This is a genomic window from Arthrobacter sp. A2-55, from assembly GCF_025548615.1.
GTDB classification, from domain to species: Bacteria; Actinomycetota; Actinomycetes; order Actinomycetales; family Micrococcaceae; genus Specibacter; species Specibacter silviterrae.
Genome location: NZ_JAJLOZ010000121.1, coordinates 1 through 5773 on the forward strand (window position 1 = coordinate 1; position 5773 = coordinate 5773).

General features: G+C 67.4%; 1 protein-coding gene and 1 pseudogene. One reads left to right on the forward strand and one right to left on the reverse strand.

Going from position 1 to position 5773, the window contains the following annotated elements:
- A partial coding sequence (locus tag LPN03_RS20325; protein WP_262455698.1) for an FAD/NAD(P)-binding protein occupies positions 1-1786 on the forward strand: 1786 nt, incomplete at its 5' end.
- Between the two features lie 210 nt (positions 1787-1996).
- Here the strand turns inward: LPN03_RS20325 and LPN03_RS20330 are convergent.
- Positions 1997-5773: pseudogene (locus tag LPN03_RS20330) on the reverse strand (ExeM/NucH family extracellular endonuclease); the annotation flags it as partial.

Sequence of the window (5773 nt, forward strand, 5' to 3'; positions counted from 1 at the left end):
CGTGTGGCGCACGGAACAGTCCCGGCTGTACCTGATGAACACACAGTCATTCTTCCCCACGCTGATTCCCGATCAAGGTGTTTCCGCAGCGCCCCTGGCCGGCTGCAGCTTCAACGACTGGCGCGGCCGGATGCGCCAAACCCCGGACCCCGCACTCAGCGAGGGCGACCGTGCGGAGCTGGCCCAGCTCACCGCCACAGGCTTTCCCAGCCGGGCCCTCTACGGCCGCTACCTTTCGTGGTGCGTGGCACGGCTGCTGGAAAAGCTGCCCGACGGCGCCACCGTCACCCACCACCGTGCCGAGGCCAGGCGGGTGGCGAGGGACCACGAAAACGGTGGTTACGGCGTCGAGCTTCTCAACGGGGAAACGCTGCACGCGGACAAGGTGGTCCTGGCGCTGGGGCACGTGGAGACGCGGCTGAGCCCGGCGCAGCGCGAATTCCGCGACGACGCCCGCGCCAATGGGCTCAGCTACCTGCCCCCTGCCGTGCCGAACGATGTTGACTGGGACCAGCTCCCCGCGGGTGCCACCGTGCTGGTGCGCGGCATGGGGCTGAACTTTTTTGACGTGCTGGGGCAGCTGACCGAGGGTCGCGGCGGCCGCTTTGAAACCACCGCGGCCGACGGCGGCGCGCTCACTTATGTGCCCTCCGGACGGGAGCCGGTGGTGGTGGGGGCGTCGCGGCGCGGCACGCCTTACCGCGCCAAGGCCGCGCTGGAGAGCTACTACCCGGCCAGCGTGGAACTGCGCTTCCTGGGCGAGGATGCCGTCGCCAAGATCCGTGCCATGGGCGCCACGGCCGGCTTTGAACACGACATCTGGCCGCTGCTCCACCGGGACACACTGTGGGCGTACTACACCACGCTGGGGCGCAGCTCCCCGGATGCCCTTGCCGCGGGATTCCTGCCGGAGCTGGACGCGCTGCTGCATTCCGGGCTCGACGGCGACGGCGTGGACTGGGCTGAGCGGCTGAAGTCCCTGACGGCCCGGCATGTGGCGGAAGAGCGGGCGCTGGACCTGGCCGCGCTGGCCAGGCCGCTGTCCCACCACCCCCTGCGCCCCGGAGGCAAGCACCGTTTCGGCTCGCAGGCCGAATTGGATGCGGCGGTGCTGGCCTACCTGGCCGACGACGCCGCCAGTTCGGCCCGCGGCGAGGAGGACCCTGTCAAGATGGCCATCGGCGCCCTAAATGCTGGGCGGGCCATCATCAAGTCGCTGGTGGCGGACGGCGGCATCACGCAGGAGTCGTGGCTGGGCGAGCTGCGCGGCTGGTTTGAAGGTTTTGTCGAGGGCCTGGCCAGCGGGCCTCCCGCGCTGCGGATGGAGCAGCTGGCGGCCTTGGTGCGCGCAGGCGTGGTGCACTTCTCCGGACCTGACCCGGTCTTCCGCATCCAGCACGGGCTCTTCCAGCTGTCCTCGCCCTGGGTTGACGCCGAACCGTGGCATGCCCGGCACCTGGTGGAGGCACTGGCCCCGGCCAACCGCGTGCAGGGCACCGCGTCGCGCCTGTTGAACAACCTGCAGGCGGACGGTCTGGCCCGGCCCCGGGTGATGCTGGCGGCCGACGGCGGCGCCGTCGTCACGAGCGGCCTGGACGTGTCAGGGCCCCCCTACCGTCCGCTCGACGGTGCCGGCACGCCGGTGCCCGGGCTGTACGTGCTGGGCCTGCAGCTTTCCTCCGTGCAGTGGGGCACGGCCATCGCCGCCCAGGCCGGCGCCGAATACCGCAGCGGCTACCGCACCGTGCTGGACGCCGACGCCATCGCGGCTGACATCCTGGCCTGAACCCCATCCGCCTTTACGCGGACTTCCCTCTGGGGCAAAACTCGTGGTGGGTTTTGCCCCAGGTGCACCCGGGGCAGAACTCGAGTCGAGTTTTGCCCCGGGGGAAAGTCCCCAAACGACGGCGCACCTCCCCGGCCGCTTTCACGGACCTGAAAGCGGAAAGGAGGTGCGCCGTTGTCGTGCTGCGGTCTAGACGCAGGCCTTGCTGCCCGGGTTGGGCTTGCACTGCGCATTCGGGTTGGTGATGGTTACCGGCAGGCTCACCGTGGTGCCGCTGGGTACGGCGCTGATGGTGATGGTGCCTCCGGTGCGGGCGTCGGCCGGCAGCTGGAAGGTGACCTTGGCGGAACCGTTGCTCACGCCCACCGTGTCAACCACGGTTGTCTTGCCCTTGCTGTCGGTGAACTGGACCGTGACGGAGGTGTTCTTCGGGCTGCCGAGGGAGGTAAGGTCCAGCTTGTTGAGCTGGAAGCTGACGGTGCCCTTGGCGTCCACCACTGCCGGGTTGCCTTCAACCTCCACGCCGCGGCGTGAGAAGTCCGGGGCGATCGGGGCCTTGGCGGACTGCTCACCCAGGTACTTGATCCAGGCGTCGCGGTCAATGAGGCCGGAATCCTTGGTGTTGGTGCCCTGGGTGAACACGCGGAAGTTGTCGCCGCCCGTTGCCAGGAAGCTGAACGTGCCCACGCGGTAGTTGCGGGCGGAATCCAGCGGCGCGCCGTTGATGGTGACCGAGGTGATGTGGTCGCCCAGCGCCCGGGTGGCGTCGTAGGTGTAGGACATGTTGGACGACAGGCCCAGGTTCAGGAACGGGCGGCTGGGGATGCTGCCGTCAGCGTTGGTCTGCCACTGTTGTTCCAGCATGGTCTTCACCTGGGCGCCTGTGAGGGTGGTGGTCCACAGGTTGTTCACGAACGGCAGCACCGCGTTGGCGTTGGCGTAGGTGACCACGCCGTCGGCGAAGCCGGCGTTCTTGTAGAGCAGGTCCGCGCGGAGGCCTCCGGGATTGACGACGCCGATCTCGGCGCCGCCCGTCTGCTCCGACTTCAGCGCATCCAGGAGGGCGTTGCCCACCAGGTTGCCCAGCGTCGATTCGCTGGCACGGTCGTCCCGGCTGACGGTGCCCGTTGCCGGGTCAGTGGTCTGGGCCGTGGTGATGTCGGCGGAAATTTCGCCAACCTTGACGCTGCCGGCCACCTTGGCGTCGGCCAGGGCCTTGTCCGTGATGGTCTTGACGGCGGCAACGCGCGGGTAGCTGGCAACCAGTGTGGCGTCGGCGGTGGTCGAACGGGCCACGTTGCGCTGCGTGTACGACTTCACCTGGTGGGTGGTGGCGTCCACAGTCAGCTGGATCTGCCCAATGAACTCGCCGTAGCTGCCCGTCTGGAGGACGGGGCGGGTCTTCAGTGCGGCATCGGCGGCAACACCAGGGATCGGTGCGTCCCACGCATACTGCTTGTGCGTGTGGCCGGTGAAGATGGCGTTGACGGACGGGGAGGTCGTGTCAACGATCTGGGCGAACGCCCCGCCGGCGGCAATCTCCTGGCCCAGGGTGGCGCCGTCGGGCGTTCCCGCCCCGGCACCCTCGTGGTACTCGGCCACGATGACGTCGGCCAGGTGGCCGTCGGTGATCTTCTTCGCGACGCGGTTGACTGCTGCGACGGGATCGCCGAAGTCCAGGTTGGCGATCCCCGACGGGGTCACCAGGGTGGGTGTCTCCTGTGTGATGGCGCCGATGACGGCCACTTTCACGCCGTTGACATCGATGACTTTGTATTCGTCAAGCACCGGGGTGGTGGTGCCCTTGGCGTATACGTTGGCGCCGAGGTAGTCCCACGTGGCGGCGGTGCGGATGCGGCCGTCAAGGTCCGCGTAGCCCTTGTCGAATTCGTGGTTTCCGACGGCGGAGGCCGACAGCCCCAGCGCGTTCAGCACGTCGATGGTGGGCTTGTCATCCTGCGATGCGGAGGCGAACAGGCTGGCGCCGAGGTTGTCGCCCGCGGACAGGAATGCGGTGTTGGCGTCTCCGGAGGCGGCGCGCAGCTGCTCCACCGTGCCGGCAAACTTCACCGTGTTGGAGTCGATGCGGCCGTGGAAGTCATTGATGTTCAGGAGGTTGACTTCCTGGGTGCTTCCGGGAGTCGGGGCCATCTTCAGGCCAACTACCACGGGGTTGTGGTCGGAGGCTGCGAAGGCCGAGGTGTCATAGAAGTCGGTGACGTTGTTGTTGTAGCGGCTGTAGCCCATGGCAATGGACTCGGCGGAGTTGATGTTCCAGATGTCCACGCCCGTGACCATGGCCTCGGCAGCAGGCGAGGCCAGGATGTGGTCCAGGGAACCCACCATGCCGCCGTAGCTGTAGGAGTGCTTGGTGGTCTTGGCGTCCTGGTCCACGTAGCCGGCGCCCGTGAGGACGTTGATCGGATCTTCGTGCAGGTACGCGTTGAAGTCACCGATCAGCAGCACCTTCTGCGTGCCCTGTGCTGCCTGCTGTGCATTCGAGAATGCCAGCAGCGCCTTGGCCTGGGCAGTGCGGGCCAGGTTGGAGTTGCCCTGTCCCTTGTCGGTGTCGCTGCCGATGGCCGAACCCTTCGACTTGAAGTGGTTCACAATCATCAGCACCTTGGAGGCATCCGGTGCGCCCACCATCTTGAATGCCTGGGCCAGCGGCTGGCGGGCAATGCCGGTGAAGGCTGCATCGTCCAGGATCACGGAGCCGCCCACGGGCTCGGCCACGGCCTTTTTGTAGATGAAGGCCGTCCGGATGACGTCCTCGTCGGTCACAGCCGGGCGCGTTGCGGGGGAGCGGACGTAGTCCCAGGTGCCGGGGGCTGCGGTGTTCAGTGCGGCCACCAGGATGGACAGTGCGTTGTCGCGGTCCTTGCCGAACTTGGCGGAGTTTTCAATCTCCTCCAGGGAGAGGACGTCGGCGCCTGAAGCGTTGATGCCGGAGACGATCTTGTCCTGCTGGCGTTTCAGGCTTGCCGCATTCGCGGCGCCGCGCTGCAGGCAGCCGCCCTTGACCGTGAGGGGGTTGCCTTCACGGTCGGTGTAGAACTGGCAGGCAGGGTCCTGGTCCCCCGTGGTGGGGAAGTAGTTCTGCACGTTGAAGGAGGCCACCTTGAGGTTGCCGCCCACGTCCTTGGGCTTTGCCTCGCGGTTGTTGCCGAAAGCGATGGGCTGCACGGAGGCCGCGTTGGCCGCCGTCAGCGGTTCCAGGGGCTGGAACTTGTAGGCGTTGTTCCGGTTGTCAAAGATGACGTTGGAGCTGAACTCGCCCTGCGAGCCGACCCGCATCGGGGTGCCGGCGCTGAGCCACGGGAGGGGGATGGAGGAACCCGTGGTGGAGTAGTTGGCGCTGGAGCCGTCGTCGAGCTTGATGGCGCGGGCAGCATTCTCGGCCACCTGCGCGGCGTACTCCACGGACCCGTACGGGGCCACCGCGGTGGGCTGGACCAGCGCCGTCGTGCCGGCGGCCAGGCCGATCTCGCCGTAGCTACTCAGCGAGTAGTTGTCGGTGATGGTGAAGGTGCCCTGCGGCGCCACCAGCATGCCCTCGAGGGTTTCGCGTTCAGCATCGGTGGCCGGGAGGGACTTCAGCACGGTGGCCTTGACCTCTGCGGCGGGGTCCGACAGCACTGTCATGTCGCCGGCGGAAACGTTGACCTCGGTGGTTTTGTTGGCGTCCGCGGCGCCACCAAATTCGGAGACCAGCCCCTTGACCTCGACGTAGTCGCCGATCTTCACGCTGCGGACCGTGGAGGGCGAGTAGACAAATACGCCGTCCGAGGCTTTGTGCGTGGCGAGGTCCAGGTCCCCGCCGGTGCCGGGGGTCTGGATGAAGTAGCCGTTGAAGCCGCCGTCGGGGTAGACGGCCGTGACCTTGCCCTTGGTGGTGACAATGGAGCCTTCAAAGGGGCTGGCAATGCCTGTTCCCTGGACTTCGGCGATGCTCATGGCGCCTGCGTCCTCGGGCGGGGGCGGGGG